Origin of the sequence: Caballeronia sp. TF1N1 (assembly GCF_022878925.1) — a bacterium.
Taxonomy (GTDB): Bacteria; Pseudomonadota; Gammaproteobacteria; order Burkholderiales; family Burkholderiaceae; genus Caballeronia.
The window spans coordinates 1,854,037-1,880,457 of the sequence record NZ_CP084626.1; the positions used below are offsets into that span (position 1 = coordinate 1,854,037).

The 26,421-nt window shown below is 61.2% G+C and carries 22 protein-coding genes and 1 tRNA gene; 11 read left to right on the top strand and 12 right to left on the bottom strand.

The genetic code is table 11. From position 1 onward, the window contains the following. Positions 1-110: 110 nt before the first annotated feature. The 7 genes from LDZ28_RS08600 to cysS all read right to left on the bottom strand — a co-directional run bounded on the left by LDZ28_RS08600 (position 111) and on the right by cysS (position 9,245). A complete protein-coding gene (locus LDZ28_RS08600) occupies positions 111-1,241 on the bottom strand; it encodes a glycosyltransferase (RefSeq protein WP_244828069.1) in 1,131 nt (376 codons plus the stop codon). Positions 1,242-2,220: 979 nt separating this feature from the next. Continuing rightward, a tRNA-Ser gene (locus LDZ28_RS08605) sits at positions 2,221-2,313 on the bottom strand. Between the two features lie 198 nt (positions 2,314-2,511). Continuing rightward, on the bottom strand, positions 2,512-3,762 hold the full coding sequence (locus LDZ28_RS08610) for an aspartate kinase (RefSeq protein ID WP_244825543.1): 1,251 nt from the start codon (positions 3,760-3,762) through the stop codon (positions 2,512-2,514). Positions 3,763-4,208: 446 nt separating this feature from the next. After that, positions 4,209-5,633: a tRNA lysidine(34) synthetase TilS gene (tilS, locus tag LDZ28_RS08615; RefSeq protein ID WP_244825545.1), complete on the bottom strand. Its 1,425-nt coding sequence runs from the start codon at positions 5,631-5,633 to the stop codon at positions 4,209-4,211. A gap of 12 nt (positions 5,634-5,645) precedes the next feature. Next, positions 5,646-6,617: an acetyl-CoA carboxylase carboxyltransferase subunit alpha gene (locus LDZ28_RS08620; protein WP_244825547.1), complete on the bottom strand. Its 972-nt coding sequence runs from the start codon at positions 6,615-6,617 to the stop codon at positions 5,646-5,648. Between the two features lie 118 nt (positions 6,618-6,735). Continuing rightward, the gene (locus tag LDZ28_RS08625) at positions 6,736-7,800 is read right to left on the bottom strand and encodes a DNA-3-methyladenine glycosylase (protein WP_244825549.1); all 1,065 of its coding nucleotides are present in this window, start codon (positions 7,798-7,800) and stop codon (positions 6,736-6,738) included. Between the two features lie 47 nt (positions 7,801-7,847). Further along, entirely contained in the window at positions 7,848-9,245 is a 1,398-nt protein-coding gene (gene cysS, locus LDZ28_RS08630; RefSeq protein WP_244825551.1) for a cysteine--tRNA ligase, read from the bottom strand. 595 nt (positions 9,246-9,840) lie between these two features. On the opposite strand from cysS, the gene LDZ28_RS08635 reads away from it, so the two are divergent. From LDZ28_RS08635 to LDZ28_RS08650, 4 genes are all read left to right on the top strand, one after another. Then, positions 9,841-10,590 carry a M48 family metallopeptidase gene (locus tag LDZ28_RS08635; RefSeq protein WP_250465167.1) on the top strand — a complete coding sequence of 250 codons (750 nt, stop codon included), beginning with the start codon at positions 9,841-9,843 and terminating at the stop codon, positions 10,588-10,590. Between the two features lie 136 nt (positions 10,591-10,726). Then, on the top strand, positions 10,727-11,314 hold the full coding sequence (locus LDZ28_RS08640; RefSeq protein WP_244825554.1) for a peptidylprolyl isomerase: 588 nt from the start codon (positions 10,727-10,729) through the stop codon (positions 11,312-11,314). 72 nt (positions 11,315-11,386) lie between these two features. Beyond that, positions 11,387-11,878, top strand: a complete 492-nt coding sequence (locus tag LDZ28_RS08645) for a peptidylprolyl isomerase (protein WP_244825556.1) — start codon at positions 11,387-11,389, stop codon at positions 11,876-11,878. Between the two features lie 11 nt (positions 11,879-11,889). Next, entirely contained in the window at positions 11,890-12,699 is an 810-nt protein-coding gene (locus tag LDZ28_RS08650; protein WP_244825558.1) for a UDP-2,3-diacylglucosamine diphosphatase, read from the top strand. 100 nt (positions 12,700-12,799) lie between these two features. On the opposite strand, the gene cysE is transcribed toward LDZ28_RS08650, so the two are convergent. Together cysE and LDZ28_RS08660 are read right to left on the bottom strand one after the other, a co-directional pair. After that, on the bottom strand, positions 12,800-13,585 hold the full coding sequence (gene cysE, locus LDZ28_RS08655) for a serine O-acetyltransferase (protein ID WP_244825559.1): 786 nt from the start codon (positions 13,583-13,585) through the stop codon (positions 12,800-12,802). Positions 13,586-13,727: 142 nt separating this feature from the next. Then, positions 13,728-14,504, bottom strand: coding sequence for an RNA methyltransferase (locus LDZ28_RS08660; RefSeq protein WP_370652023.1), 777 nt, complete (start codon positions 14,502-14,504; stop codon positions 13,728-13,730). Between the two features lie 318 nt (positions 14,505-14,822). Between LDZ28_RS08660 and LDZ28_RS08665 the strand changes: the two genes are divergently transcribed. From LDZ28_RS08665 to LDZ28_RS08685, 5 genes are all read left to right on the top strand, one after another. Next, on the top strand, positions 14,823-15,626 hold the full coding sequence (locus LDZ28_RS08665; protein ID WP_244825561.1) for an inositol monophosphatase family protein: 804 nt from the start codon (positions 14,823-14,825) through the stop codon (positions 15,624-15,626). A 226-nt stretch (positions 15,627-15,852) separates the two neighbouring features. Continuing rightward, complete coding sequence (gene lplT, locus LDZ28_RS08670) at positions 15,853-17,151, top strand: lysophospholipid transporter LplT (protein ID WP_244825563.1); 1,299 nt, start codon at positions 15,853-15,855, stop codon at positions 17,149-17,151. A 177-nt stretch (positions 17,152-17,328) separates the two neighbouring features. After that, a complete protein-coding gene (locus LDZ28_RS08675; protein WP_244825565.1) occupies positions 17,329-17,697 on the top strand; it encodes a YqjD family protein in 369 nt (122 codons plus the stop codon). Positions 17,698-17,910: 213 nt separating this feature from the next. Beyond that, positions 17,911-20,613: a DNA mismatch repair protein MutS gene (mutS, locus tag LDZ28_RS08680; protein WP_244825566.1), complete on the top strand. Its 2,703-nt coding sequence runs from the start codon at positions 17,911-17,913 to the stop codon at positions 20,611-20,613. Continuing rightward, positions 20,600-21,934 carry a hypothetical protein gene (locus LDZ28_RS08685; RefSeq protein WP_244825569.1) on the top strand — a complete coding sequence of 445 codons (1,335 nt, stop codon included), beginning with the start codon at positions 20,600-20,602 and terminating at the stop codon, positions 21,932-21,934. Before mutS ends, LDZ28_RS08685 begins: the two co-directional genes overlap by 14 nt. A gap of 48 nt (positions 21,935-21,982) precedes the next feature. Here the strand turns inward: LDZ28_RS08685 and LDZ28_RS08690 are convergent, their stop codons facing one another. Next, positions 21,983-22,528, bottom strand: coding sequence for a peptidylprolyl isomerase (locus LDZ28_RS08690; protein ID WP_244825571.1), 546 nt, complete (start codon positions 22,526-22,528; stop codon positions 21,983-21,985). 33 nt (positions 22,529-22,561) lie between these two features. Here LDZ28_RS08690 and LDZ28_RS08695 point away from each other — a divergent pair, with 33 nt between their 5' ends. Continuing rightward, positions 22,562-23,809: a cupin domain-containing protein gene (locus LDZ28_RS08695; RefSeq protein WP_244825573.1), complete on the top strand. Its 1,248-nt coding sequence runs from the start codon at positions 22,562-22,564 to the stop codon at positions 23,807-23,809. A gap of 269 nt (positions 23,810-24,078) precedes the next feature. Next, positions 24,079-24,333, top strand: coding sequence for a hypothetical protein (locus LDZ28_RS08700; protein WP_244825575.1), 255 nt, complete (start codon positions 24,079-24,081; stop codon positions 24,331-24,333). Positions 24,334-24,445: 112 nt separating this feature from the next. Here LDZ28_RS08700 and LDZ28_RS08705 read toward each other — a convergent pair whose 3' ends face one another. Beyond that, positions 24,446-25,219 (bottom strand): MBL fold metallo-hydrolase, encoded by a 774-nt coding sequence (locus tag LDZ28_RS08705; RefSeq protein WP_244825577.1) that lies wholly within the window; start codon positions 25,217-25,219, stop codon positions 24,446-24,448. Between the two features lie 27 nt (positions 25,220-25,246). After that, the gene (gene bamC / locus LDZ28_RS08710) at positions 25,247-26,389 is read right to left on the bottom strand and encodes an outer membrane protein assembly factor BamC (RefSeq protein ID WP_244825578.1); all 1,143 of its coding nucleotides are present in this window, start codon (positions 26,387-26,389) and stop codon (positions 25,247-25,249) included. Between the last annotated feature and the right edge of the window lie 32 nt (positions 26,390-26,421).

Genomic DNA, 26,421 nt, shown 5'->3' on the forward strand with positions numbered 1-26,421 from the left:
GCTTGCGGGTGTTCAATTCAATTCGGTTCAAACACTGGCTTGACGCTGAATCGGCGTCGGCCTTAGTCCGTGTTCTCAATCAAAATTTCAGGGTTAAAACAGAGACGGTTTTATTGTTCAGCGTGCACGACAATAGGTTGCTCCTTGACAGGCGCTGGCCGAAGCCAAGCCGGCACGTGAAATCTCACGATTGCGGCATACAACCAGATATAGGTGGCAATAAAGAGGAGTGCCGACGCGCCGAGAAGAACTGGAGATTCTGAAAACAAGGTTGCCGGAACGACCGCGCAAAGCGTCAGCGTCCACAAATAAGGAGATGCCCGGGAATTTCTAAGACTCAAGGCGCGTGAATCGCATCGATTCAATTCTCCGCCAAGCACGCGACGATAAACCAGTGTATGCAAATGAACCGCATCAGGCGCACCGGCGGGCAAACCGCGCACGAGTTTTCTTCGGTAGATCGAGAAGACGGTTTCGAAGACTGGGTAGATCGTTACCAGAATTGCGTAAAGCGGCGAAATGCTAGGATTGCGCATGGTGAGCAAGATCAGCAACTCGGCGATTAGAAAACCGATGAAATACGCGCCGCCGTCTCCGAGAAAGACTCGGGAGATCGGAAAATTCCAGGCAAGAAAACCGGTAATCGCACCAATCAGCGTCAACGAGACAATAACAATTGTCGAGTCGCCCACATGAAACGCCACTAGGCCGATCGACGCTAAAATGATGATCGCAACAACCGATGCAAGCCCATTCAAACCGTCGATGATGTTAATCGCGTGCACCACGCCAGATACTGAAAATACTGTCAGAGCAATCGCGATGGGCGAAAAAACAAGCACTGCATCGACATAAGAAAAATTCACCCGTGTAACCACCGCCCTCAGTGCGAAGCAAGCAAGCAGTGCCGCAATCATGGACGCGATCAAACGCGTTCTCGGGCTGATTTTCTTGGTCAGATCCTCCGCGAAACCTGACAGGAACGCGGGCAAGGAACAGCCAAGCAAAATCAGAGCTTCGCTACTGTTACGCGAAGGATTCAGAAAGGCATTCAAGAGTAACGAAGCAGCGACTGCGACGATGACGCCCGCGCCACCGATTCGTGGCACCGCAACCGCATGGACTTTTTGAATCCCATCCAGATCGCGGTCCATTGAGAAGGAACCATGCCAGCGCTCGAAGCGAACAATGAACAGTACCGAAACAAAGGAGACCAGAAGCGCGATCAACACAACCAACATCGAAATCACCACCAAGTCCTCAACCTAAAAATCGAAAGCCTTTCTGCGCAAGATCAAAATAAGCGTGAATATTGGCTTCTTCTTTCCTGCCAAACATGCGAGATAGTCCGCTTGTTTATGCTTTTCATTATCTCCGCTTTCAGGCCCTAAAGGCCTACCAACTTTCAAAGCAATTTATTTCACTCAAACCTTTCAAGGCCATCCGTCATCCCGGTAACGGTGTCGAGTCCGTATCAATGGACGCGTCGCTAGTGCTATTCGGAAATTTCTTAAGGAAGGAACAATATGGCTACGGTCGCGAGACCGCCATTACCAACTTTGGCGGACTGTGATTTAAACGCTCACAACGAACAAGTGTACTAGCAGTTGTAAAAAGTCTGGTAGCGATCGGGTGATAAACCGTGTAATTTCGTCACATTCCTAGGTTTTACTGACATACTTTTAGGCGCTATTACAGACACCTCTTAGTCTCTTGAGGTTTATCAGACAAAAAGCGTAAAGCCGGTGAAACAATCTGTTTTGTATCAAGGTTTCAGAAGCGTGCTAAAAGAAGCAAAATCGCTCAATCGGGATGAGAGGTCTGGCTAGCGCGGTTGAAGTTAGAAGTTTGAGCAGCGGACGCGTCGCGCGTTTTTGTTCGTGCACGGAGGCTGTGGATTCGATAGCGCCGCCGGAGCATACTGCGATCAACGTGCGGATCGACTGGTGCGTGTGCGCGTTTCGATGTTTGACATCGCGATCCCCTCATGCCAGACGCGCGATTGCTCGAATTCAAAACGCAGACAACGCCGCGCCTGAAAAAGAGGGAGACAGTTCCGCGCGAGCACTGCTCGGGCAAGCGACACAGCGAATCGCCATGCATGGCTGCTAGAACTTATCCACGCAAGCCAAGTTGAATCTCACGCGACCGGGCCCGATCACCGCCCAAAAACAAAAAGCCCCGCAAGTTTTTAACCTTGCGGGGCTCTTCTACTACTACTGGCGGAGACGGAGGGATTCGAACCCTCGATCCAGTTTTTAGCCAGATGCTCCCTTAGCAGGGGAGTGCCTTCGACCACTCGGCCACGTCTCCCAAACTGTTCGTCGCACCGGGAGTGCAGCGCAACGAGATCGAGATAATAGCGTGTTCGCCCGCGTCGGTCAAATTCGCATTACGATTTTTTCCAATCGATTACGCATCGGCTCATGGCTTACGCGATCCGCAACAGCGCATGAGCCCTCGAACCCGTCGCAACGCTCAACGCCACATTCAACAAGACTCAAGCAACACTCAAGCGCGATCGAGCTCGAACGCCTTATGCAGCGCGCGCACCGCGAGTTCGGTGTACTTCTCGTCGATCAGTACGGAGATCTTGATTTCGGAGGTCGAGATCATCTGGATGTTGATGCCCTCTTCCGACAACGTGCGGAACATGGTGCTCGCGATACCCACGTGCGAACGCATGCCGACACCCACCACCGACACCTTCGACACCTTCGGGTCGCCCAGCACGGTCTCGGCCTGCACGTGGCCCTTCACCTGGCCATTCAGGATCTCGAGCGCGCGCTGATAGTCGCCGCGGCCCACCGTGAACGTGAAGTCGGTCTTGCCGTTCACGCTCTGGTTCTGAATGATCATGTCGATGTCGATGTTCGCATCGGCGACCGGTCCGAGAATCTGATACGCGACGCCCGGCTTGTCCGGCACGCCCATCACGGCGATGCGCGCTTCGTCGCGCTGAAACGCGATGCCAGAAATCACTGCTTTTTCCATGTTCTCGTCTTCTTCAAAAGTAATCAGGGTGCCCGAGTGCATTTCCTTTTCGAGCGGCATAAGCGGGTCGGTCAGGCTCGAAAGCACACGCGTCTTCACCTGATACTTGCCGGCAAATTCCACCGAACGGATCTGCAGCACCTTCGAGCCCAGGCTCGCCATCTCCAGCATCTCTTCGAAGGTCACGCGGTCGAGCCGGCGCGCTTCTTCGACGACGCGTGGATCGGTCGTATAGACGCCGTCGACATCGGTATAGATCAGGCACTCGTCAGCCTTGAGCGCCGCGGCGATCGCGACCGCCGAGGTGTCCGAGCCGCCGCGCCCGAGCGTGGCAATGTGACCTTCCGGATCGACGCCCTGAAAGCCCGTGATGACCACGACCTTGCCCGCATCGAGATCCTTGAGCACGCGCTCGCCGTCGATTTCGCTGATGCGCGCCTTGGTGAACGCGCTGTCCGTCTTGATCGGCACTTGCCAGCCGGCGTAGCTCACGGCTTCGAGGCCTTCGGCGTGCAGCGCGATGGCGAGCAAGCCCACGCTAACCTGTTCGCCGGTGGAGGCGATCATGTCGAGTTCGCGCGGGTCCGGATTGGGCGTGATGTCTTTCGCGAGGCCGAGCAGGCGGTTGGTTTCGCCGGACATCGCCGAGGGCACGACGACCAGCTTGTGGCCTGCCTTGTGCCATTTGGCGACGCGCTTGGCGACGTTCTTGATGCGCTCGACCGAGCCCATCGAAGTGCCGCCGTATTTGTGTACGATGAGTGCCATTGTCGTTTTGAACTGGAAGGAAAACCGCGCTTCATGCGCTCGTTGCAATGCGCTTTAAGCGTTGTGGCCGATCACTTCGGGGATGATTTGAAGCTGGCGACGCGACGCGTTGGCGCATATGCCGCCGCGTGCTTGGGGTACCGGATTGCAATACCAGGCAGCAGTTGCGTTAGCCAATCGCGCATGAAAGTCGCGCGGTTGGTACGCAGCGAATTCGCGCGATGGCTGGCGATTTAACGTTGAATATCACGTCTTTTGGACGGAGATGACGAGCAAAACGCCAAGCGGACAAACGAGCTACGGTACCGGATCGAAGCCGAAATTACAAGATGAAGCGGCTGGGCGTCTATTTTAACGGGTTTGCGGCGGAGCATCCCGAAAAGAGGTGTGCGCAAGTTGCTGCACTCCCGTACTGGAAACTCGTTGCCGGGCGGACACCGCACCCCTCAGGCGATCAACAAATCCGGCCGCCAGATCAACCGCCGCCACGGCCCCTTCGCGTTTTCGACTTCGCGATTCACGCCGACGAGCGGCACGAACATCAGCAACGCGCCGATGAAGATGAGCGGCACATCGCGCTTCCACGCTGGCACGCCGCGCTCCTGGAAGAGATTCTTGAGCGTGCGGCTAGGTGCATCGGATGCAACGCGCAAACGCTCGCCGCCCGCGCGTGAACGCGCGCTCAACGGCGCGGCGCGCAACACGCTTTCGGCGATGACGTCATCGCCCGGTTCGGCGGCAGGCTCGAACACCAGCGACCCGCGCCACTGCGGCAAACGCCAGACTTCCTCGCCCTGCCAGCGCAGTTCGACCAACGCTCTCGCTTGACTCGGACCGTCGTCGAGATCGGGTGCATCGGCGCTGTCGGCCTTCTCCCAGAACAACGCATTGCGATAAACCCGCAGCGCGTGTCCCACATGATCGATACGAAGCGCGTGCCCGTCGCGCGCGTCGGCGGCTGCGTGCAGTTGACGCAGAATGTCCGCGACACGCGCGGTGGATGCCGCCTGCAAGCCGCGATCTCGCATCCAATAACGAAGCAGATTGGTCGCGCGTTCGTCGTCGAGTGCGAGCAGCGCATCGAGCGCGAGCGCGCCTTCTTCCGCGTGCCGCGCCTTTTCCATGTCGATGCCCGCCAGCTCGTCGAGCAAGCGTTGCGCCGAAGCGGCATGCGACGCCGTGCGCGCGAGCGCATCGCGAAAGCCGGGGAAATGCACGGCGAGCACCGGCAGCACGTCATGCCGCAGCGCGTTGCGCGCATAACGCGTGTCGGCGTTGGATTCGTCCTCGATCCAGCTCAGGTCGCGCTCATGCGCGTATTGCTCGAGTTGCGCGCGCAGCAGCCGCAACAACGGACGCAGACGCAGCACCTCGCTTGCGTGAAGACGCTGCGGCGCCATCGCCGCGAGGCCCGCGACGCCCGCGCCGCGCAGCAATTGCAGCAGCACGGTTTCGGCCTGATCGTCGGCGTGATGCGCGATCAGAAGCGCCGCCGCGCCTTGCTCGTCGCAGAGATCGTCGAGCGCGCGATAACGCGCATCGCGCGCGGCGGCTTCGAGACTTTCGCCGCCCATGCGGACGACATCGACATGACGCGACGCATAACGTACATCGAGCGAGGCAGCCAGCGCCTCGCAATGCGATACCCACGCATCCGCGTTAGGGCTCAGGCCGTGATGGATATGCAGCGCGATCACGCGCGATGCGCCGAAGCAGCGCACGGCGGCATCGAGGAGAACCGTGGAGTCGAGACCGCCGCTGAGCGCGACGGCCAGTAGCGAGTCGGCGGGCAGCGCCGCCTCCGACAAAGCGCCGCGCAACGCCTCGATAACGAGGCGGCCGGCCGGGGTTTCAGTGTCGAAGTTCGCCATGAGGAACGCGGATCACGCGCCCGGCAGCGTTTCCTTGAACTTGCCGTACGCCATCAGCTTGTCGAAGCGGCGCTCGCGCAGATCCTGCACGCTCATGCCCTGGAACTGGCGCAGGGAATCGGCAAGTGCTCGACGCAAAAGCGCCGCCATGCCCTTGGGGTCGCGATGCGCGCCGCCGAGCGGTTCGTTCACGATCTTGTCGATGAGACCCAGCGCCTTCAACCGATGCGCCGTGAGCCCGAGCGCTTCCGCGGCTTCCGGCGCCTTGGCCGCGCTCTTCCATAAGATCGACGCGCAGCCTTCCGGCGAGATGACCGAGTACGTGGAGAATTGCAGCATCATGACGGTGTCGGCCACGGCGATGGCAAGCGCGCCGCCCGAACCGCCCTCGCCGATGATCGTCGTGATGATCGGCGTCTTCAACTCCGCCATGACGTAGAGATTGCGCCCGATGGCTTCCGACTGCCCGCGTTCCTCCGCGCCGATGCCGGGATACGCGCCGGGTGTATCGACGAAAGTGAAGATGGGCAGATTGAACTTCTCGGCGAGACGCATGAGGCGCTCGGCCTTGCGATACCCTTCCGGGCGCGGCATGCCGAAGTTGCGCAACGCGCGCTCCTTGGTGTCGCGGCCCTTTTGATGGCCGATCACCATGCACGGCTGGCCATTGAAACGCGCAAAGCCGCCGACGATGGCGAGATCGTCCGCATAGGAACGATCGCCATGCAGTTCATGGAAGTCCGTGAACAACTCGTTCACGTAGTCGAGCGTGTACGGACGCTGCGGATGCCGCGCGATTTGCGATACCTGCCACGGCGACAGATTCGCGTACAGATCTTTGGTGAGCTGCTGGCTCTTTTTCGACAGCCGCTCGATTTCTTCCGAAATATCGACAGCGGAATCGTCCTGAACGAAGCGGAGTTCTTCGATCTTCGCTTCGAGTTCAGCGATCGGCTGCTCGAAATCCAGAAACGTGGTCTTCATGTGTTCGAGTCCTAGAACATCGGGCAGGGCGTATTTTAACCGCGTCCGTCCCTGATAAATGCGCGCGGGAACTATCGATTATAAATCAACGATAGTTCGCCGATCTTTTAGTCGGTTCTTAATGGTCCGCGGGAATCGGATTGAGACTGCGCCACATGTACCACGTTGCAACCGTGCGCCACGGCTCCCAGTTAGCAGCCACTTCGCGCGCTTCACTGCGCGTGACAGGTTCGCCGCTGAAGTAGTTGACGCTGATCGCCTGAATCAGACCGAGGTCGTCGAGCGGCAAAACGTCCGGGCGCGCCAGGTTGAAGATGAGGAACATCTCCGCCGTCCACCGGCCGATACCGCGAATCTGCGTGAGTTCGGCGATCACGGCTTCGTCGTCCATCGACGCCCAGGTATCCACGTGCAACGCGCCCGATACGAAGTGCTGCGCGAGATCGAGAATGTACTCCGTCTTGCGTTTGGACAAGCCGCACGCCTGAAGCTTCTCCGGGCCGAGCTTGATAAAACGCGCCGGCACGACATCCGGACAAGCGCCCTTCACGCGCTCCCAAATGGCTTGCGCGGCCTTCACCGAGATCTGCTGGCCAGCAACCGAACGCGCGAGCGTCGAGAAGGGATCGCCCAGATTCACGAGATGCATCTGGCCGAACTTTGGAATGAGTTTCTTGAGGATGCGGTCGCGCTTCATCAGGTCGGCGCACGCTTTGTCCCAGTAATCGGGACGCACGACTTCGCGCGTGAGTCCGCCGATCTGCACGGGCACCTCGGCATCTGCCGTGACGACGCGCGACTTGCGCACGACTTCACCGCGCTCCTTGTCGGCGACGAGCGCTTGCGCGTTCGTGGCATCGCCGGCATGCGCGCGTCCGTTCGCCTTGACGGGCGACGCTTCCGCTTCCTCGCTACGCGCTTTTGTCACGCGCGCGGATACGCGGATCGCTTTCGTGTCCGTCTTTGCATCCGCTTTTACGTCCTCACGGCTTACGCCGTTCAGACGCGTGCCGTCGCTACGTTTGAGTGCTGCGCGCTTGACTGCCTTCTGAGCCGAAGCTCTTGCACCATCACTCTTGAGCGTGCTTGTCGTCGCTTGCTCGCCGCGCGTTCGCTTCGTCGCGGGCGATGCATTCCTGACAGACGCGGGTCGCTTGACCGGCGTCTTCCTGGCCGTTGCCATCGTGCCTCCTGCCTGGTGAGTCGATCAGAGGGTATGAAGGGCTGCGTTCACACGCGGCGCCATTCGGTCGACCCACCCGGTTTGTCTTCAAGCGCAATACCGGCTTCGAGCAAGTCGGCCCGAATACGGTCTGCTTCGGCATAGTTCCTTGCCTGCTTCGCGGCAACGCGTTCGGCGATCTTCGCTTCGATCTCTTGCGGCGCGAGGCCTTCGGTCGAAGCCGCGCCGCCTGCTTGTTGCAGGAAAGCGCGCGGCTCACGGCCGAGCAGACCCAGCACGCCGGCGAGACCCTTGAGCTGGCGCGCGAGAGAAGTGTCGCGTGTGCGGTTTACTTCGCTCGCGAGATCGAACAGCACCGAGACCGCCACGGGCGTGTTGAAGTCGTCGTTCATCGCAGACTGGAAACGCTGCGCGTTCGCCTCGTTCCAGTCAAGTTGCCGATTGTCCGGCTCGACATCTTTCAACGCCGTATAGAGGCGAGTCAATGCGTTCTTGGCATCGTCGATATGCACGTCGCTGTAGTTCAGCGGCGACCGATAGTGTGCCCGTGCAATAAAGAAACGCACCACTTCGGCATCAAATTTTTCAAGGACTTCGCGAATGGTGAAGAAGTTGCCAAGCGACTTCGACATCTTCTCGTTGTCGATCTGCACATAGCCGTTGTGCATCCAGTAGTTCACGAACGTCTGCCCGGTCGCGCCTTCACTCTGCGCGATCTCGTTCTCGTGGTGCGGGAACTGCAAGTCCTGGCCGCCGCCATGAATGTCGAACCGGTCGCCAAGCAAGCTGCAGCCCATGGCCGAACATTCGATGTGCCAGCCCGGACGCCCGCGTCCCCACTTCGAGTCCCAGCCCGAGTCCCGCGGCTCGCCGGCCTTTGCCTGCTTCCACAACACGAAGTCGAGCGGATCTTCCTTCGCGTCGTTGGCGGCGACGCGCTCGCCCGCGCGCAAGTCTTCGATGGACTTACCCGACAGCCTGCCGTAGTCAGCGAACTTGCGCACGGCGTAGTTCACGTCGCCGTCTTTCGCGTGATAGGCATAGCCGTTCGCCTGCAATGCATCGATCATGCCGAGCATCTGCGCAATGAAGTCGGTTGCGCGCGGCTCGAGGTCCGGACGCGCGACGCCGAGCGCATCGGCATCTTCGTGCATGGCCGCGATGAAGCGCGTGGTGAGCGCCTTGATGGGCTCGCCGTTGTCCACCGCGCGACGAATGATCTTGTCGTCGATGTCCGTGATGTTGCGCACGTACGTGACTTTATAGCCGAGCGTGCGCAGCCAGCGCTGCACGATGTCGAACACCACCATCACGCGCGCATGGCCGATGTGACAATAGTCATACACCGTCATTCCGCAGACGTACATGCGTACCTCGCCAGCGCGAAGCGGCGTGAAGGATTGCTTGTCACGCGCGAGCGTGTTGTAGATGCGCAGCGAATTCATAGAGAGACAGTGCGTGAACCCGGAACATTCGTGCATGGCATTGCATGCGGCGTGTCGATGCGGGCTTTACGGCCAAGGCGCACTCGCGAAAGCGACACGACGGTCATGCGACCAGAACGAAGACGGCCACGAGTGGCTGAAAAGGAAAGTCCAACAAGAAAGTCCAACGAGTCCGATGCCTCGCAACGCTGCTTCGATACACCGGGCAACACATGCACTTGCAGAGGATAGCTGCAAGCAGCCGGCGCGTGCGCGAAACGTACGGACCTTTTGTTAGAATGGGTCGGAGTATAACACCGGGGCCTGTGCCCATGAAGTGCCCGGCGTGCCGCGCGACGGACTTCGCGCGTGACGCTCGAACCAAGCCCGCGGCCTTTTGCGGCGGGCTTGTCGGCCAAGTTGCCGCATGCTTCGCTGACTTGCTTCGACACCTGGTTGTCCGCTTGCCGGCCGCTTGCCGGCCGCTCATCCATCAAGCCCGGTTATGATCCCTTCGCTGCTTCATTCCTTGAATCGATTCCAAGTGACTCACGCTCGCGCGCGCATGCCTTCGCACCTCTTCTCTCTTTCCCGCAACATCGCGAGGAACACGCTCATGCGTGCCGGCGCGATCGCGGTCATCGGCATGGCGGCTTCGGTCGGCATCTCGACCACGGCGTTCGCGCAGCTCGCGAAATCCACCACCGACGGCACGCCGCAAATCGACTCGACCATCGCCGGACAAGACTGGAACGCCGCGCTCAAGCAACTCGATGCGCGCATCGCCACCAATCCGACCGACGTGCAGGCGAAGTTCAAGCGCGGCACCGTGCTTGCGCGCCTGAACCGCGACGACGACGCCATCGTGGCCTTCACCGAACTCACGCAGGCGTATCCCGAACTGCCCGAGCCGTATAACAACCTCGCCGCGCTCTACGCCAAGAAAGGCCGCTACGAAGAAGCGCGCGCCGCGCTCGAAACGGCGGTCAAGGCGAACCCCGGCTACGCGCTCGCATACGACAATCTCGGCGATCTTTATCTGCGGCTCGCGAGCGAATCGTACAAACGCGCGCAATCGCTCGGCTCGACGAGTCCGCTCACGCGTCAGCGCGTGACGGCCATTCAGAACATCATCACGCCGCCGCCGGTTCGTCGCGGCGTTGCGGCGAATGGAGCCTCGGGCACGCGCGCCACGACGGCGCCGCAATCGCCATCGGGTGAATGGGCGCCCGCGCAAGGCTCGGGCAGCACCGACAGCGGCACCGGCCTGTCGACCATGCCCTCACCCGATTCGTACTCGCCGTACGGCGGCGCAACCGGGCCGTTCCCGACCGCGCCTTACGTCGCGCCGCAGACGCAGCCTTGAGACACGCGACCACGGCGCGGCGTCGGACAAGGCTAATTGGCGCACTCGCGCGTGCAGGCGGTAAGCTGTCGGTCGGCCGCGATTGCGGCTGCTTATCTGCATTCGTTTGCATTCATCACCCGAGGACCGATCCTTCATGAAATTGCTGATGCTGGGGCTTACCAGCGCTGCCCTGATCGCTACCGCGCCCGCCTACGCACAGGCGGCGCAATCCGCCACGGGCGCGCATCCGACCGTGCTGTTCCATACCTCGCAAGGTGACTTCAAGGTCGAGCTGTATCCGGAGAAGGCGCCGAAGACGGTCGCGAACTTCCTGGACTATGTGAAGTCCGGTCAATACTCGGGCACGATCTTTCATCGCGTGATTCCGGGTTTCATGATCCAGGGCGGCGGCTATAGCACGAGTTTCGCCGAGAAGCCCACGCGCGCGCCCATCGCGCTCGAAAGCAAGAACGGCCTGAAGAACACGACGGGCACGCTCGCCATGGCGCGCACCAGCGACCCGAATTCCGCCACGGCGCAGTTCTTCATCAATACGGTCGATAATGCAGGACTCGACTTCCCGAATCCCGACGGCAACGGTTATGCCGTGTTCGGCAAGATCGTCTCGGGCATGGATGTCGTGAAGAAGATCGAAGCGAGCCCGACCACCACGCGCGGCCCAATGCAGGACGTGCCGCAAAAGCCGACCGTGATCGAGTCGGCTACAGTGGTCTCGCAATAAACGCACAACCCGGCAGCGTTCGTTCGGTGAACGCCGCCCATCGTCAATCATCAACATACCGGAGAAATCATCATGGTCGAACTGCATACGAACCACGGCGTCATCAAGATCGAACTGGACGCTGAAAAGGCGCCGAAGTCGGTTGAAAACTTCCTCAACTACGTGAAGAAGGGTCACTACGACAACACCGTGTTCCACCGTGTAATCGACGGCTTCATGATTCAGGGCGGCGGCTTCGAGCCGGGCATGAAGCAAAAGCCGACCGATGCCCCCATCGACAACGAAGCCAACAACGGCCTCACGAACGACAACGGCACGGTTGCCATGGCGCGCACGAACGACCCGCATTCGGCAACCGCGCAGTTCTTCATCAACGTGAAGGACAACGACTTCCTGAACCATTCGTCGCCGACGCCGCAGGGCTGGGGCTACACCGTGTTCGGCCGCGTGGTCGAAGGTCTCGACGTGGTGGAGAAGATCAAGAAGGTCAAGACCGGCTCGAAGGGCTTTCATCAGGACGTGCCGGTGGACGACGTCGTGATCGAAAAGGCCGTGGTGGTCTGAACACGGCACGCATGATCGACACGAAGTCTTTCAGGCAAGAGGTCGCGCAAAAAGCAGCGGGCGCAGCGCACAACGCGCGCCCGCTGTTTTTCATTTCCGACCTGCACTTGAGCGAGGCGATTCCGAAGACGGTCGCCGCGTTCGAGCATTTCATCGAAGTCACGGCGAGCGGCGCGGACTCGGTTTTCATCCTCGGCGACTTGTTCGAATTTTGGGTCGGCGACGATATCCTGGATGACGCCGTCGCCGACGAGCGCGCCCGCTTCGCGCGCCGCATGACGAAGCTTTTGCATACGCTCACCGAGCGCGGCATCGCGTTATATGTCATGCATGGCAATCGCGACTTTCTGCTCGGCAAGCGCTTCATGAAGGAAGCCGGCGCACTTCCGTTGCCCGATCCGTTCACCATGACCGCGTTCGGCACGCGCATCGTCCTCGCGCATGGCGACGCGCTCTGCACCGCCGATCCCGGTTATCAGCGCTTTCGGCGCTTTGCGCGCAATCGGTTCGCACAGCGCGCGTTTCTCGCGTTGCCGCTGAAGACGCGGCTCGGCATCGGGCAGCGCATGCGCACGAACAGCGAGGGCGCGCGCCTGCAGGGCGAATCGCCGAAATACGACGTGACGCGCAAGGCGGTGTCGGAGCTTTTCATCCGCAGCCGCACGCATACGATGATCCACGGACATACGCATCGTCCGGCGATGCATCGGGAAGTGGAAGGCGCGCGCTGGGTGTTGCCGGATTGGGAACTGGATATGGATGAACCGCGCGGCGGGTATCTGCGGATCGACGAGGAAGGGATTCGCGCGCTGCCGTTGTAGTTCTGGTGCATGACTCTTGGGTTCGCCACGCAGCCGTTGCCGTGCGAGCGCGAATTTCGAACTGCACTCACGCTCTCACGCGCCGCAACGGCACAAAAAATTACCGCTGCGCGAGTTCGCTTTCCACCTTCCCTTCCATCGACGCGCACAAGCGCTTCAAGTCCACGAGCCCCGCTCCGCCGGCACCATTGAGCGCTTCCACGCGCGCGCCCAGACGTTCGAGCGCGGCGACGATTTCATCGACACGCTGCGTTTGCGTCGATGCGTGATCGATCAAACCGTGAATGGCCAGCGACACCGGATCGTCCGCGTTCGGCGTGATGCCGTAAGCGCAAAAGCCTTCACGCGCGGTTTCCTTTGGCCGCTGCACCGCCGGCATCACGATGCGCGCCGGATTGCCCACCGCCGTGCCGCCCGCCGGAACCGGCTTCACGACGACCGCGTTCGAACCGATCTTCGCCTCCGCGCCGACCGTAAAGCCGCCGAGCACCTTCGCGCCCGCGCCGACGATCACGCCGCGCCCCAGCGTGGGATGCCGTTTCGCGCCGCGCGTGAGCGACGTACCGCCAAGCGTCACGCCCTGATAGATCGTGCAGTCGTCGCCAATCTCGGCCGTCTCGCCGATCACCACGCCCATGCCGTGATCGATGAACACGCGCCTGCCGAGCGTCGCGCCCGGATGAATCTCGATGCCAGTGAGAAAGCGCGCCATCTGCGAGACGAAACGCGCGAGCCAGCGCCACTGCGCGCGCCAGCAAGCATGCGCGAAACGATGCAGCACGATGGCATGCAGGCCGGGATAGCACGTCACGACTTCAACGGCGCTGCGAGCGGCGGGATCGCGCTCACGGATGGCGGCGATATCTTCGCGAAGTCGTTGGAACATGTCGTGATCTCGATGGGGTCAGGCGCGAAGCCCAAATGACCGCGCGCGCAAAGCTTATATTTTTGGCGATTGTAGAGTCACTCGGACGGACTCTGCACGATTGTCCCCGCTGCAAGCACGGTTGCTTGCAGCCACATCGCGTTCAGGGTTTTTTGACGCGCGCGAGAATATGTTTGGCGATGCCGCGCAGGATATTCACTTCCTCGCGCTCGAGTCCCGAGCGCGCGAAGAGCCGCCGCACGCGCGACATCAGCTTCTTCGGATTGGCGGGATCCAAAAATTCCAGCGCGACGAGCGCTTCTTCGAAATGCGCGTACATGCCTTCGATCTCATCGCTCGATGCACCCGCGACATGCGCGGCCGGCTCGACGAGCGTGAGTTCGGACGCGGGCTCCTGAAACGCGACGCGCAATTCGTAGGCGAGGACCTGCACCGCCTGCGCCAGATTGAGCGAGCTATACGCCGGATTCGCCGGGATATGGGCAAGCGCGCTGCAACGCTCGACATCCGCGTTGGACAAGCCCGTGCGCTCGTTGCCGAACACGAGCGCGATGTCGCCATGCCGCACGAGTTCGTGCGCGCGTTCGGCGAGTGCGCGTGGCGGCATCTGCGGCGGACCGTACTCGCGCATGCGCGCCGTGAGCGCGACGGACCAGCGCACGCCGACGAGCGCATCGGCGAGCGTATCGACGACATGGGCGCTCGCGAGCACGTCGTCGGCGCCGCTTGCCATCGCGATGGCTTCGGGTTCGTTCTTGACGTCGGCCACGCGCGGCGCGACCAGCACGAGGCGCGCGAAGCCCATGGTCTTGAGCGCGCGCGCCGCCGCGCCGACATTGCCAGGATGACTCGGCTCGACGAGGATGAAACGGGTCGACGTGAAGCCGCCCGCGGGCGCGATGAATTGGTTGGTGTCCAAGGATGAATGGTGCTTTGCGTGTTGCTGAATGGTTCGTGCGCGTCGGTATTGCGTCTCGTCGCGCATCAATGGCGTACGGGTACACACAGTCCGCTATGTTAGCGATTGTCGGCGATGTTGGCGGCTTTTTGGTTCGCGCGCGCGGCCAAAAGGCGCGTTTCGGGTAAAATAACGCGCTTGCGTTTCGCCTCTTCAACTTTGCCTGGCGCCGCGCCCCGCTCTTATCCAATTCGTCTTTCGTCGACAAAGTCGTTGTCGCTCATTTAATTCGCCTGCTCGCGGTTCTTGCCCGTGCACGGCGGTCAAAGGATTTCGCTCATGCATCCGATGCTCAATATCGCTGTCAAGGCCGCGCGCCGCGCCGGACAGATCATCAACCGCGCATCGCTGGACCTGGACCGTATCCAGATCAGCAAGAAGCAGCACAACGACTTCGTGACGGAAGTCGACAAGGCGTCCGAAGCCGCCATCATCGAGACGCTGCACACCGCTTATCCCGATCACTCCATTCTTGCCGAAGAATCCGGCAAGGACGATCGCGACTCCGAGTTCCAGTGGATCATCGACCCGCTCGACGGCACCACGAACTTCATCCACGGTTTCCAGTATTACTGCGTGTCGATCGCGCTCGTGCACAAGGGCATCGTGACGCAGTCCGTGATCTACGACCCGACGCGTAACGACCTCTTCACGGCATCGCGCGGCCGTGGCGCGTATCTGAACGAGCGTCGCATTCGCGTGGGCAAGCTGGATCGTCTTTCGGATGCGCTCATCGGCACGGGCTTTCCGTTCCGTGACGGCCAGGGCCTGAACGGCTATATGCGCCTTTTCAGCGAAATGACCTTGTCGTGCGCGGGCCTGCGTCGTCCGGGCGCGGCGGCGCTCGATCTCGCCAATGTCGCGGCGGGCCGTCTCGACGGCTTCTTCGAGCAAGGCATTCATCCGTGGGACGTGGCTGCTGGCAGTCTGCTCGTCACCGAGGCGGGCGGTCTCGTTGGCAACTACACGGGCGAATCGGATTTCCTGTTCCAGAACGAGATCGTCGCGGCCAATCCGAAGGTGTACGCGCAGATGATCAAGGTGCTCGATCCGCATTCGCGCACGCGGTTGACGGGAGAGTAAGGGGCGTTTGGATTGGCGGGCACGCGCGAGCGGCCCGCCTAGCGTTTTCCTCGTTCTTCGATCGCCACGCTGCATCACTTCCTGCATCGAATCCGCCGCTCCGATACAGTGCAATCTTTCGCGCACGCGGCAAGGTTCAAGCGCCACAGCACGCTCCTTGGCTGTCCGTTTCCCCCGAACACACCCCGGCGCGCGCCGCACGACGCGCGCCAACTCTCGTTTTGCCATGAAAAAAGGCTTCTACACAATCATTGCCGCGCAGTTCGTCTCGTCGCTGGCGGACAACGCGCTTTTGATCGCCGCGATCGCCATGCTTGCCGTCGTGCAATCGGCGCCGTGGGTCACGCCGCTGCTTCAGATCCTCTTCACGGTGTCGTACGTGGTGCTCGCGCCTTTCGTCGGTGCATTCGCCGATGCCCTGCAAAAGCGCCACGTGATGTTCATCTCCAATGCGCTCAAAGCCGCGGGCTGCGCGCTGATGATCGCAGGCGTGCATCCGATGATTGCATACGGCGTGGTCGGCCTCGGCGCGGCCGCGTATTCGCCCGCGAAGTACGGCATCCTGACCGAACTGCTGCCGCCGCAAAAGCTCATCGCGGCGAACGCGTGGCTCGAATCGGCGACGGTCGGATCGACCATCCTCGGCACGGTGATCGGCGGCGCGCTCGTGAGCCAAGTCGTGGCGCGCTGGGTCGAGAACGCGCACGTGCCGTTGATGCACACCGCCGCGCACGCCGCGATGTTCACGGTCATGCTGATCTACGCGTCGGCGGCTGCGATCAACGCGTTCATTCCCGATACCGGCGCGCGCTACACGAATCTGCTGAACCAGCCGACGCGCCTCGTCGGCGACTTCTCGCACAGTTTCAAGGTGCTCTGGACCGACAAGCTCGCGCAGATCGCGCTCTGGGTCACGACGCTCCTGTGGGGCGCGGCCGTTACGCTGCAACTGCTCGTGCTCAAGTGGGCCGACGCCAATCTCGGCCTTTCGCTCTCGAAAGCGGCCGTGTTGCAGGGCGTGACGGGCGTGGGCATTGCGCTGGGCGCGGCGGCGGCATCGGCATGGATCGTCTTGCGGCAGTCGCTCAAGGTTCTGCCGGTGGGCGTGCTGATCGGCGCGGTATCGGTGGCCATGGCCTTCTACAACAAGGACATGTTCCCAGCCAACGCAGGCGTGCATATCGGGCCGCTCTTCGCGCCCGCTTATATTCTGATGGCGTATCCGCTGATGATCGCTCTCGGCGGCCTCGCGGGCTTTTTCATCGTGCCGATGAACGCGATTCTTCAGCACCGGGGCGCCACGCTTTTGTCCGCGGGCGCGTCCATCGCCGTGCAGAACTTCAATCAGAACATCGCCGTGCTAGCCATGCTCGGCTCCTACGCGCTGCTCCTCACGATCAAGGTTCCGGTGCAATGGATCATCGTGATATTCGGCGTGTTCGTCGGCGTGATGATGGCGCTCGCCATGCGCCGCCATTCGCAAAACGAACGTGATGTGGATCTCGGCGCGCTCGTCGAGGAATGAAGCTTGCTACCGAGTGTATCCTGGGTTCGTACCAGGCCGCAAAGCCCAGTGGCCTGTGCAATCGGTCGCGGGCAACCGCGAAAGACCTGGTAGACAGTGCACCAGACGCGGCACGCTGCAATGCATGCGGGTTCGCGTCGTGCGACTCTTTTCGGCACGTCAATAAGGAGCAAGGAAATGGGATTGTTCACACGTTCGACGCTCGACAGCAAAATCAATGGCGCAGCCAATGTGGGCCAGCGCGCCGTGCGCGGTGCGAGCGATGCAGTCGATTCGGCCAGCAGCCAGTTGCGCAGTTTGCTCGATGACCTCGAAAGCTCGATCCAGAGCGGCAAGGATATCGACGGCGACAAGTTGCGCCGTGACTTGCAATCGAAGCTCAAGACCGCTCGTTCGCAAATCGACGGCGCGAGTACGGCACTGACAGGCAAGCTCGGCGATGCCGCAGGCTACGCCGACGAATTCGTGCACGACAAGCCGTGGCATACGCTGGGCGCGGTGGCAGGTCTCGCGCTGCTGGTCGGATTTCTGGCCGGACGCGCATAAGGATCAGCGCTTTTAGCGTTGCGTGGTTCTGACGAAGGCGCCGGCGAGTCCGGCGCCTTCGTTCTTTCATCGGCTGCTGGAGCACGTAATCGACCCTAGCCCGTTCGGCCGACTCCTCTCGCACGTTCTCGACAGGTTAAACTCATGCCCTATCAGTTGGCGCGCGGCTGAACGCACGCTGCGCCCGGCGTCTTCGCACTTACCGCACGCAAGATGGGCAATCAAACGGCAACTCCCGAACCTTCTTCCAATGCAGCGGCCGCGCTTCCGGCGGATATCGCGCAGCACACTCCCATGATGCAGCAGTACTTGCGCATCAAGTCGGAGCACCCCGGCACGCTCGTCTTTTATCGTATGGGCGACTTCTACGAGCTCTTTTTCGACGATGCCGAAAAAGCCGCGCGCCTGCTCGACCTCACGCTCACGCAACGCGGCACGTCGAACGGCAATCCAATCCGCATGGCGGGCGTGCCGCATCACGCATGCGAGCAATATCTCGCCAAGTTGGTGAAGCTCGGCGAATCGGTGGCGATCTGCGAGCAGATCGGCGACCCGGCGACGTCGAAAGGACCGGTCGAACGCAAGGTCATGCGCGTGGTCACGCCCGGCACGCTGACCGACGCGGCGCTCCTCGCCGATAAAAGCGACGTCTATCTGCTTGCGCTCTGCCCCATGCATAACCGGCGCGGCGTGGTGGCGAGCGTCGGCCTCGCGTGGCTCAATCTCGCGAGCGGCGCGCTGCGGCTCGCGGAAGTCGCGCCCGAGCAAGTGAGCACGGCGCTCGAACGCATCCGTCCGGCGGAAACGCTTATCGCGGATACCGTCACCGACATGCGCGCTTCCTTCGGCGTGACGAATCTCACGGCGACCACGCGCGTGCCCGCATGGCATTTCGACGTTAGCTCCGGCACCAAGCGTCTCGGCGAACAACTGGATGTAGCGAGCCTCGACGGCTTCGGCGCGCAGACCCTCACCTGCGCGTGCGGCGCGGCGGGTGCGCTGCTCATCTACGCGGCCGCCACGCAAGGCCAGCAGTTGCGCCACGTGCGCAGCCTGAAGGTGGAAGACGAGTCGGAGTACATCGGGCTCGATCCTTCCACGCGCCGCAATCTCGAACTCACCGAGACGTTGCGCGGCACGGAATCGCCCACACTGTTCTCGCTTCTCGATACCTGCTGCACGACCATGGGCAGCCGTCTGTTGCGTCATTGGCTGCATCATCCGCCGCGCGATACGTCGATTGCGCAGGCGCGTCAGCATGCCATCGGCGCATTGCTCGATGCGCCCGCCGCGAGCGGTCTCGACGCGTTGCGAAGCGCGTTGCGCAAGATCTCGGACATCGAACGCATCACGGGGCGTCTTGCGCTGTTGTCGGCGCGTCCGCGCGATCTGTCGAGCCTGCGCGATACCTTCGCCGCCCTGCCCGATCTGCGCGCCTTGGTGGCAGCCGTGCCCGCGCAGACGACGGCGCTCGTGCGCATTGGCGAAGCGCTCGAACCGCCGCGCGAGTGTCTCGATTTGCTCACGGCCGCCATCGCGCCCGAGCCTGCCGCGCTGATCCGGGACGGCGGCGTAATCGCGCGCGGCTACGACACGGAGCTCGACGAGTTGCGCGACATTTCGGAGAACTGCGATCAATTCCTGATCGATCTCGAAACCCGCGAACGCGCGCGTACGGGCATCACCAATTTGCGCGTCGAGTTCAACAAGGTGCATGGCTTCTATATTGAAGTCACGCGCGGACAAACTGACAAGGTGCCCGACGACTACCGGCGCCGGCAGACGCTCAAGAACGCCGAGCGCTACATCACGCCCGAACTCAAGACTTTCGAGGACAAAGCGCTTTCGGCGCAAGAGCGGGCGCTCGCGCGCGAACGCTTGCTTTACGACGCGCTCTTGCAATATATGCTGCCATTCATTGCAGATTGTCAGCGCGTCGCGGCAGCGCTCGCCGAACTGGATCTGCTCGGCGCTTTCGCCGAACGCGCGCATGCGCTCGACTGGGTCGCGCCCGAGTTCGCCGCGGGTGCGGGCATCGATATCGAACAAGGGCGGCATCCCGTGGTCGAGGCGCAGGTCGAGCAATTCATCGCCAACGACTGTTGCCTGTCGCAAGAGCGCAAGCTCTTGCTCATTACCGGTCCGAACATGGGCGGCAAGTCCACCTTCATGCGGCAAACGGCGTTGATCGCGCTCATGGCTCACGTCGGCAGCTACGTGCCGGCGAAGCGCGCACGCTTCGGCGCGCTGGACCGCATCTTTACGCGAATCGGTGCTGCGGACGATCTCGCGGGCGGGCGCTCGACGTTCATGGTGGAGATGACCGAAGCGGCCGCCATTCTCAACGACGCGAGCGCATCCAGCCTCGTGCTGATGGATGAAATCGGGCGCGGCACGTCCACGTTCGATGGCCTCGCGCTGGCATGGGCCATCGCGCGCCATCTGCTGACGCATAACGGCTGCTACACGCTCTTCGCCACGCACTACTTCGAGCTCACGCAACTGCCCACGGAGTTCACGCAGGCGGCCAACGTGCATCTTTCGGCCGTCGAGCACGATCATGGCATCGTGTTCCTGCATTCGGTCAATGAAGGTCCGGCCAATCAGAGTTATGGTCTGCAAGTCGCGCAACTGGCTGGCGTGCCGTCCGCGGTGATCCGCGCGGCGCGCAAGCATCTCGCGCATCTGGAGCAGCAGTCCATCGGCCAGCCGACGCCGCAATACGATCTCTTCGCGAGCCCGGCTTACCAGTATGAAGACGAGCCGGAAGCATCGCCGGTTCAAGCGCCGACCGAGCATCCCGCACTCGACAAGCTGCGTTCACTCGATCCGAACGAGTTGCGTCCGCGCGATGCGCTCGAACTGCTGTTCGAATTGCACGACATGGCGAAGTCCGCGGCGGATGACGCGCGTTGAGCGCCTCTCGGCGGGCGGTCTGATGCGCGCGTTCTGCGCGGCGGCACTGCTTGGTGCCGCGCTCACGCACGCCCACGCTCAAGGCGAAGACAACGGGCCGCTGACCTTCGCCGTCATTGCCGATTCTCTTTCGCGTCCCGCCGACGAAGCGCCCGTGCGGCAAATGCTCGATGCCATCGGCCGCGATCGGAATCTGGCGTTCATCGTCTATGACGGAAATCTGAAGGGACCGGCCGAAGCATGCCGCGACAGCGTGTATCAGTCGCGTCACGATCTTCTCGATGCATCGCGCACGCCGCTCATCATGCTGCTCGGCGAACACGACTGGGCCGATTGCGGCTCGGCGCGCTCAGGCGCATACGATCCGGTCGAACGGCTCGATTTCGTGCGTCAGCAATTTTTTGGCGATGCAGGCTCACTCGGACAGAACCCGCTCACGCTCGCACGCGAAAGCGATGTCGCGCGCTTTCGCTCATTCCGCGAGATCGTGCGTTGGCAAGCGAATGGCGTCGCGTTCATCGGACTCAATGCGCCGAGCCCGAACAATCACTACCTGACGGCCGGCGGGCGCAACGGCGAGTTCGAGGATCGCGCGGTGGCGACCACGTTCTGGCTCGAACATGCGGCGGAATCGGCGCGACGTTCGGGCATGCGCGCGCTCGTCGTGCTCATGCAGGGCGATCCGGATTTCGCACGCTATGAAAAGCGCGATCGTTTTGCATGGCTGCGCTTTTCGCGCACGAACCCGGTACGCGACGGCTTTCTCGAACTGAAGCGCAGCCTCGTGAAAGCGGCGGAGACGTTTCGCGGACCGGTGATCGTCATTCATGGCGGCGACGCCAGCGAGCCGAACGGCTTTCATATCGATCAGCCCTTGCACAACGACAAGGGATTGGTGGTGATGAATCTCACGCGGGTTGCGATCGCGTTGAAGAAACCGCAGACGCAGTGGCTCGAAGTTCAGAGCGATGCTTCTTGGCATCCGCCATTCCGGCTGCGCGTGCGCAACGTGAGCGATGTCCGCAAGCGCGACAGCAGCGATCAGCAAAACGAAGCACCTGCGCAATCGAGCGGTTCGTCTGCACCACTGGGTGCGTCTTCTTATGCGGCGCCCATCGTGCCGCCAACCACGCCGCCCGCCTTGCCGCGCGATGACCTCCCCGCTCCGTTGCCCGCGCCACCTTCCTTACCGCAGCCGCCTGCATCGGACATGCCACCGGTCTTCACGCCGCAATCCATGCCGCCATTGTTTCCATTGCCGGCATCGGGCGTACAGAACGGTGCAGCGCCTCAAGGCTCGAACGAAAGCAATCGATATTAAAAAAGCGCAGCAAGCGCTGCGCTTTTCGGACTGCATCAAACAAGATGATCAGTGCAGCGTGGGGCCCGCGTCTTTCGGCGGCTCTTCGTCATCATCTTCGTCGTCGGCCACTTGAAGGCCGTCCGCGCCATGCGCGTGCTGATGCACGATTTCGTCTTCCGTGGCCGTGCGCACTTCCTGCACCGACAATGCGAAGCGCAGCGCCATGCCTGCGAGCGGATGATTGCCGTCGAGCACGACCTTGTCTTCGGCAACGTCGGTCACCGTATAAATGAGCGAGTCGAGTTCGTCGTCGGCGTCTTCGGGCGTGCCTTCGAACTGCATGCCCACTTCGAGCGGTTCGGGGAAACGGCTGCGTTCCTCGATCTTCACGAGTTCAGGGTCGTACTCGCCGAATGCATCTTGCGGCTCCAGTTGAATGGACGTTTCATAGCCGGGTTCGCGACCATCGAGCGCTTCCTCGATCTTGGGGAACGTGCCATCATAGCCGCCGTGCAGATAGACCATCGGCTCGTCGCTTTCCTCGATCAGATTGCCTTGTGCATCCGATAGCTTGTAAGCGACCAGAACGACAGTGTCTTTCGCAATTTTCATTGGATCCTCCAAGATACAAGCCTCGATTATACGATGCCCAAGCGGCCACCTGAAGCAACACCCATCCCCGATTCCAGCCTGCGTCCCAACATGCACAAGCCTGGCGCACCGTTACCCGACGAGCCTACGCCTCTGTTGGGCAACCGCACGCCGCGACAGTTCATGCGGCGTTACTGGCAGAAGAAGCCGCTCCTGATTCGCCAGGCGTTCCCCGGCATGAAGGCGCCGCTGTCGCGCGACGAACTCTTCGAACTCGCCGATCTCGACGACGTCGAATCGCGCCTCATCACGCATTTTCGCAATACGTGGAACATGGAGCACGGACCGTTCGCATCCGACGAACTGCCGGCCATCAAGAAGCGCGAATGGACGCTGCTCGTGCAAGGCGTGAACCTGCATGACGATCGCGCCGCCGCGTTGATGAACTGCTTTCGCTTCATCCCCGATGCGCGTCTGGACGATCTCATGATCTCCTATGCGACGGATGGCGGCGGCGTCGGCCCGCACTTCGACTCTTACGATGTGTTCCTGCTTCAAGTGCATGGCAAGCGCCGCTGGCGCTTCGGCGCACAGCGCGATCTCTCGCTAAAACCCGACATGCCGTTGAAAGTTTTACAGCACTTCGAGCCTGAGGAAGAATGGGTGCTGGAGCCGGGAGACATGCTGTATCTGCCGCCTCATATCGCGCATGACGGGATCGCCGAGGGCGAGTGCATGACTTGCTCTATCGGCTTTCGCGCGCCTTCCACGCGAGAACTCACGGCGCAGTTCCTCTATCACCTAGCCGAACGCATGGGCGATACACCGGCGAACGCAAAAGCGCAGGCGCGCTATCGCGATCCGCAACAGGAGCCGGTTACGAAACCCGCGCTTTTGCCGCAGCTTCTGCTCGACCGGGTTGGCTCGATCCTTGCGGATATCAAATGGACCGAAAAGGATATCGCAGCGTTTTTAGGCAGTTATTTGAGTGAGCCGAAAGCGAATGTCGTTTTTGATCCGCCGGAGCGTGCGCTTAATCAGCAAAAGTTTGTAGAGCGCGCGAAGAAGGCAGGTTTAACGCTCGACCGTAAGACTATTCTGCTCTATGACAAGACGTCTTATTTTGTTAATGGCGAGGCTGAAGCGTTAACTGCAAGGGCTAAAAAGTGGCTTCCCGAACTGGCCGATGCACGTTGCCTTGAAGGGAAACGCTTTGTAACACTTACAGATGATTCTTCAATGACATCGCTGCTGCACGAATGGTATTGTGCGGGCTGGATTAAGCTGGACTCTTTGATCTGAATTGCTTGACAGCCAATGCGCCGCCAAGTATTTGCGGAACTAATTGTTTTGCTGTCCCGCAATATGAAAATTTGTATGAGAAAGACAACGTATCGGCCCCCGATTTATCGACGGTCGCGTCGAAAGTGCCTATAATTTCCGGCCAAGCCGTAGGATGTCTCACAACAAAAAAATATTGTGGGGCTCCACAGCGGCCCAGGTCGGTGTTGGAGCACACATTACCGGTACTTTGCGCTGTTGCTTACCTTTAACCATAAAAGGACGTGATCATGAAGAAATCCCTCCTCGTAGCATCCCTGTTGGCTGCTGTTGCTCTTGCTGCATGCAACAAGTCTAGCGATTCGGCTGCTCCGAGCGCTGCAAGCGATACGTCGGCTGCTTCGGCACCGGCGGCTGCTGCTTCGGACGCAAACGCTGCAGCATCGAGCGCTTCGGCCGCTGCAAGCGACGCAGCTTCGGCTGCTGGCGCAGCATCGGACGCTGCCGCTTCGTCGGCTGCCCCGGCTTCGGGCGCAAGCCAGTAAGGTTGAGTCCTTACTTAGTGCGGGCTGCTTCATCGCAGCTTGCATGCAAAAAAACCGGCTTTTGGGCCGGTTTTTTTGTGTCTGCGTTTTTCTATGCAAGTTGCTTAGATGATCAAAGCGCGAGCCAATCGAACCCTTCGGTCTGCGTTGCAACGACGACATCCACCGCCGACGCACCCACTACGCCAGCGAGCGCAGCCTGCGCCAGATGCGGCAGATTGTTTTGCTGACTGAGATGCGCGGCAACCAGATGACGCAACTTCGAACGGTCGAGCGCCGCGAGAATCGCAGCGGCGGCGTCATTATTCAGGTGTCCGTGCGTTCCGCCGATGCGCGCCTTCAACGAAGTCGGATAGCGGCTTCCCGCGAGCATGTCGATATCGTGATTGGACTCGAGCACGAGCGCATCGCACCCGCTCAACACGTTCAGGATGTGCGGCGTCGACACACCCACGTCGGTTAGCACGCCGAGACGGCTTGAGCCGTCCGAAAACACGTACTGCAAGGGCTCGCGTGCGTCGTGCGGCACCGTGTAAGGCAAGAGGCTGATATCGCCGATGGCGACGCTCTCATCGCCCCACAACACGTTGAGCTGTACGTTCGCTTCGTCGGCGCCGCATGCGCGCGCCGTGCCCCAACTCATATGCAATGGGATGGACCACTTGCGCGCAAGCGTCAGCGCGCTGCCGATATGATCCGTGTGTTCATGCGTGATGACGATGGCATCGAGCTCGTCCGCGCGGCAGCCGAGCCGCGCGAGCCGGCGCTCGGCTTCCTTCGCGGAGAACCCGCAGTCGAGCAGCACGCGCGTGGTGGTCGTGCCGCTCGTCGCCTCGACGAGCAATGCATTGCCTTCGCTACCGCTGCCGAGGCTCGCAAATCTCACAATGTGTCCATGTCGATGCGCGAATATTCAGTTCAACTGCGCGTGCAGCAAGGACACGATACGCTGCGCATCGGATGAATTGTCCGGCTGGCCGTTGGCGTCGACCACGGCGATCTGCGTAAGCGCATCCGCCTTCGGCTTCACGTTGACGAAGAACTGGCGTGTAGGCATGGGCGTGTTGCTCGAAAACAGCTTGCCGAAGAAACCTTCCTTCTTCAGCTCCGCCATGGAGTCCGAATAATGCACGTAGTAGAGACCCTTCGCGCGGTCGCGATTGTCCACCGTGAAGTTGGTGCGATCGAGCGCGAGGCCCACGCGCAGCCACGCGCGATCGAACGGTTCCGCCAGATCGAGCGTCGAGCCGCCCGCGGCTGAATCGACCGCGACTTTCGCGCCCGCCGGACGCGCCTGCGTCACGAGCTTCTTGCCCTGGTCTTCGGTCAGGCCGAACTTCTGCATGATCTTCACGAGAATCGCGGCTTCGAGCGCCGGATTGCGCGGACGCGTTTCCCAGCGCGACGAAGTCTTGTCCTGACCCGTCAGCACTTCTTCCATTGCGCTATGCGTGACGTTGATGTCGGTCGAGCCGTCCGCCGCGCGATCCACTTGCGTGCGGAACATGTCGCGCGTACCCGACGAATACGCAAAGTCGATCAGCTTGCCGACGCTCTTTCTGAACCAGTCGTCCGGAATGTTCGCGCGATTCTCGGCCCAGTCGGTCGCCATGATGCCGGTCTGCGGCGAGTCGGTCTTGAGCGTAAAGCCGTTCTCCGTCCAGAACTCCTGGAGTTGCGGCCAGACTTGGTCGGGCACACGGCCGTCGACGACGAGCCAGCGGCGGTCGCCATCGCTTTCCACGTGCATGCCGTACGGATCTTGCGCTGTCGGCACGCCGAGCGTGGTGTTGCCGGCCGGCGTGACCGAACGCGCGGCGGTGCCGCCGAGCGTGTTTTCCTTCGGCGGCGCGGCGTAACGCTGGCTGATGTCGGCGGTGGAAAGATCGGACGGCACGGCCAACGCGGGCGCGGTCTCAGCAGCCTTGTAGTTGACGCGGTCCGGCGCGAGCCAGTCGTTGAGCGTATCGCAGCCGGCAAGCGCGAAGACGGCGCTGACGCCGAGTGACAACACGCTCAGGCGTTTGGCTTGAGTAAGAAGAGCGGAACGGTTCATGAGGTCCTTCTTTGCTGCTGATGACGCATTGC

What these genes read in the sequence shown, in the direction of transcription:
- LDZ28_RS08620 (WP_244825547.1), bottom strand. Translation starts at nt 6,617, where the DNA reads ATGAAGACCACGTTTCTGGATTTCGAGCAGCCGATCGCTGAACTCGAA.
- LDZ28_RS08610 (WP_244825543.1), bottom strand. Translation starts at nt 3,762, where the DNA reads ATGGCACTCATCGTACACAAATACGGCGGCACTTCGATGGGCTCGGTC.
- LDZ28_RS08650 (WP_244825558.1), top strand. Translation starts at nt 11,890, where the DNA reads ATGATCGACACGAAGTCTTTCAGGCAAGAGGTCGCGCAAAAAGCAGCG.
- LDZ28_RS08635 (WP_250465167.1), top strand. Translation starts at nt 9,841, where the DNA reads ATGCGTGCCGGCGCGATCGCGGTCATCGGCATGGCGGCTTCGGTCGGC.
- cysS (WP_244825551.1), bottom strand. Translation starts at nt 9,245, where the DNA reads ATGAATTCGCTGCGCATCTACAACACGCTCGCGCGTGACAAGCAATCC.
- cysE (WP_244825559.1), bottom strand. Translation starts at nt 13,585, where the DNA reads ATGTTCCAACGACTTCGCGAAGATATCGCCGCCATCCGTGAGCGCGAT.
- LDZ28_RS08685 (WP_244825569.1), top strand. Translation starts at nt 20,600, where the DNA reads ATGACGCGCGTTGAGCGCCTCTCGGCGGGCGGTCTGATGCGCGCGTTC.
- bamC (WP_244825578.1), bottom strand. Translation starts at nt 26,389, where the DNA reads ATGAACCGTTCCGCTCTTCTTACTCAAGCCAAACGCCTGAGCGTGTTG.
- LDZ28_RS08665 (WP_244825561.1), top strand. Translation starts at nt 14,823, where the DNA reads ATGCATCCGATGCTCAATATCGCTGTCAAGGCCGCGCGCCGCGCCGGA.
- tilS (WP_244825545.1), bottom strand. Translation starts at nt 5,633, where the DNA reads ATGGCGAACTTCGACACTGAAACCCCGGCCGGCCGCCTCGTTATCGAG.
- LDZ28_RS08600 (WP_244828069.1), bottom strand. Translation starts at nt 1,241, where the DNA reads ATGTTGGTTGTGTTGATCGCGCTTCTGGTCTCCTTTGTTTCGGTACTG.
- LDZ28_RS08675 (WP_244825565.1), top strand. Translation starts at nt 17,329, where the DNA reads ATGGGATTGTTCACACGTTCGACGCTCGACAGCAAAATCAATGGCGCA.
- LDZ28_RS08700 (WP_244825575.1), top strand. Translation starts at nt 24,079, where the DNA reads ATGAAGAAATCCCTCCTCGTAGCATCCCTGTTGGCTGCTGTTGCTCTT.
- LDZ28_RS08640 (WP_244825554.1), top strand. Translation starts at nt 10,727, where the DNA reads ATGAAATTGCTGATGCTGGGGCTTACCAGCGCTGCCCTGATCGCTACC.
- LDZ28_RS08695 (WP_244825573.1), top strand. Translation starts at nt 22,562, where the DNA reads ATGCCCAAGCGGCCACCTGAAGCAACACCCATCCCCGATTCCAGCCTG.
- lplT (WP_244825563.1), top strand. Translation starts at nt 15,853, where the DNA reads ATGAAAAAAGGCTTCTACACAATCATTGCCGCGCAGTTCGTCTCGTCG.
- LDZ28_RS08690 (WP_244825571.1), bottom strand. Translation starts at nt 22,528, where the DNA reads ATGAAAATTGCGAAAGACACTGTCGTTCTGGTCGCTTACAAGCTATCG.
- LDZ28_RS08645 (WP_244825556.1), top strand. Translation starts at nt 11,387, where the DNA reads ATGGTCGAACTGCATACGAACCACGGCGTCATCAAGATCGAACTGGAC.
- mutS (WP_244825566.1), top strand. Translation starts at nt 17,911, where the DNA reads ATGGGCAATCAAACGGCAACTCCCGAACCTTCTTCCAATGCAGCGGCC.
- LDZ28_RS08625 (WP_244825549.1), bottom strand. Translation starts at nt 7,800, where the DNA reads ATGGCAACGGCCAGGAAGACGCCGGTCAAGCGACCCGCGTCTGTCAGG.